The sequence below is a fragment of the Candidatus Eisenbacteria bacterium genome, assembly GCA_035577985.1.
Lineage (GTDB): Bacteria > Desulfobacterota > Binatia > DP-6 > DP-6 > DATJZY01.
In genome coordinates this window covers 1-2,091 of the sequence record DATJZY010000051.1, presented here as the reverse complement: position 1 = coordinate 2,091, position 2,091 = coordinate 1, and the positions used below count along the sequence as shown (strand labels likewise).

The window sequence follows — 2,091 nt, the reverse complement described above, 5'->3', positions numbered from 1 at the left end:
TCGGCTTCCGCGAGCTTGTAGCCCTGGCCCTTGCGCGTCACGATGTGCAGGAACTGCGGCCCGTGCAGTCCCTTGATGTTCTTCAGGGTCGGCAGCAGCGAGTCGAGGTCGTGGCCGTCGATCGGACCGATGTAGTTGAAGCCGAACTCCTCGAACAGCGTCGACGGCACCACCAGCCCCTTCGCGTGCTCCTCGACCTTCTTGGCGAGCTCCCACAGCGGCGGCACCGGCGAGAGCACCTTCTCCGCCGCCCGGCGCGCGGCGGCGTAGAACCGGCCCGACACGAGCCGCGCGAGGTAGCGGTTCATCCCGCCGAGCGACGGCGAGATCGACATCTCGTTGTCGTTGAGGATGACGAGCAGATCGGCGTCGGCGTCGACCACGTTGTTCATCGCCTCGAACGCCATGCCGGCCGACATCGCGCCGTCGCCGATCACCGCGATCACCCGCCGGTTCTCGCCCTTGCGGCGGGCCGCCACCGCCATCCCGAGCGCGGCGCTGATCGACGTGCTCGAGTGCGCGGTGCCGAAGGTGTCGTACGGCGACTCCGCGCGCCGCGGAAAGCCCGAGATGCCGCCGAGCATGCGCAGGCGCGCCATCCCCTCCCGCCGGCCGGTGAGGATCTTGTGCGGGTAGCTCTGGTGGCCGACGTCCCAGACGATCCGGTCCTCCGGCGTGTTGAACACGTGGTGGAGCGCGATCGTCAGCTCGATCGTGCCGAGGTTCGACGAGAGGTGACCGCCGGTGCGGCTCACCGACTCGAGCACGAAGGCGCGCAGCTCGTAGGCGAGCTGGCCGAGGGCTTTCCGGTCGAGCTTGCGGAGGTCGGACGGGTCGTTGATCGTCTGGAGGAGTTCGTACGCCACGGCGGAATAGCAGCGGGAAGCGCGGATGACGCGATTGTAACCCGTCTACAACCCCTCCCGCGCCGGGGTCAGAACTCCCGCGTGACGATGAAGTCCGCGAGATCCCGCAGGCGCGCGGCGCGGGCGCCGAAGCCTTCGAGCGCGGCGTGCGCGTCGCGGCGCAGCTCCTGGGCGAGCGCCTTCGCACGCGCCACGCCGAGCAGCGCAACGTAGGTCGGCTTGCCCTGGGCAGCGTCCTTGCCGGCGGTCTTCCCGAGCGTCGCCGTCGGCGTTTCCGCGTCGAGGACGTCGTCGACGACCTGGAACGCGAGCCCGACGCACTTCGCGTAGCGGTCGAGCTGGGCGGACTCTGGTCCCGCGAGCGGCCGCCCGCAGCGCGCGCCGAGCGCGACCGACGCGCGGATGAGCGCGCCGGTTTTCAGGATGTGCATGAACTCGAGCTCCGGCAGGGTCAGCGAGTGGCCGACCGCGGCGAGATCGATCGCCTGCCCGCCGGCCATGCCCCGGGTACCGCTTGCGACCGCCAGCGCGTGCACCATCTCGAGCTGGACCGCCGGCTCGTCGGCGAGGCCGCCGCCCGCCAGGGTCTCGAACGCGAGCGACTGCAGGCCGTCGCCGACGAGGAGGGCCGTCGCCTCGTCGAACTCGACGTGGACCGTCGGCTTGCCGCGGCGGAGCACGTCGTCGTCCATGCACGGCAGGTCGTCGTGCACGAGCGAGTACGCGTGGATGAGCTCGAGCGCGCAGGCGACCGCGTCGAGCCGCTCGGGTGAGCTCCCGGCGAGTTCGCCGGCGGCGAACGCGAGCATCGGCCGTACGCGCTTGCCGCTGCCGAGGACGGCGTAGCGCATCGCCCGGTGCAGGCGCTGGGGGGCGTGGTCGGCCGGCGGGACAATCCGTTCCAGCGCGCGCTCGACGCGCGCCTGGACCGTCGCCATCCAGTCGCGGAGGTCAGCCTTCGGCGTCGTCACCGGGGAGCGCCTTCAGCGCCTCGTCTTCGAGCATCCGCACCTGCGCCTGCGCCTGGGCGAGACGCCCCTGGCAGTACTTCGCGAGCTCGATGCCGCGCCGGTGCGCGGCGAGGGACTGCTCGAGCGAGAGCGTCCCCCCCTCCATCGACTGGACGATCTTCTCGAGCTCGGCGAGCGCCGCCTCGAAACTCTTGGGAGCGTCCTCGGCCGCGCCGTTGGCGGGGCTGGCGGCGTTCCTGGCCATCCGCCCGCGC

Annotated in this window: 3 protein-coding genes; all 3 read right to left on the bottom strand. The window is 71.5% G+C overall.

Going from position 1 to position 2,091, the window contains the following annotated elements:
- On the bottom strand, positions 1 to 866 hold an 866-nt coding region (locus VMS22_08255; protein HXJ34022.1), incomplete at its 3' end, for a 1-deoxy-D-xylulose-5-phosphate synthase N-terminal domain-containing protein.
- A 68-nt stretch (positions 867 to 934) separates the two neighbouring features.
- Complete coding sequence (locus tag VMS22_08250) at positions 935 to 1,804, bottom strand: farnesyl diphosphate synthase (protein HXJ34021.1); 870 nt, start codon at positions 1,802 to 1,804, stop codon at positions 935 to 937.
- A gap of 13 nt (positions 1,805 to 1,817) precedes the next feature.
- Complete coding sequence (locus VMS22_08245; protein ID HXJ34020.1) at positions 1,818 to 2,081, bottom strand: exodeoxyribonuclease VII small subunit; 264 nt, start codon at positions 2,079 to 2,081, stop codon at positions 1,818 to 1,820.
- Positions 2,082 to 2,091 lie beyond the last annotated feature (10 nt).

Bases quoted from the DNA above. Each gene is read 5' to 3' on its own strand.
- VMS22_08250 (HXJ34021.1), bottom strand. From the start codon at position 1,804: ATGGCGACGGTCCAGGCGCGCGTCGAGCGCGCGCTGGAACGGATTGTC.
- VMS22_08245 (HXJ34020.1), bottom strand. From the start codon at position 2,081: ATGGCCAGGAACGCCGCCAGCCCCGCCAACGGCGCGGCCGAGGACGCT.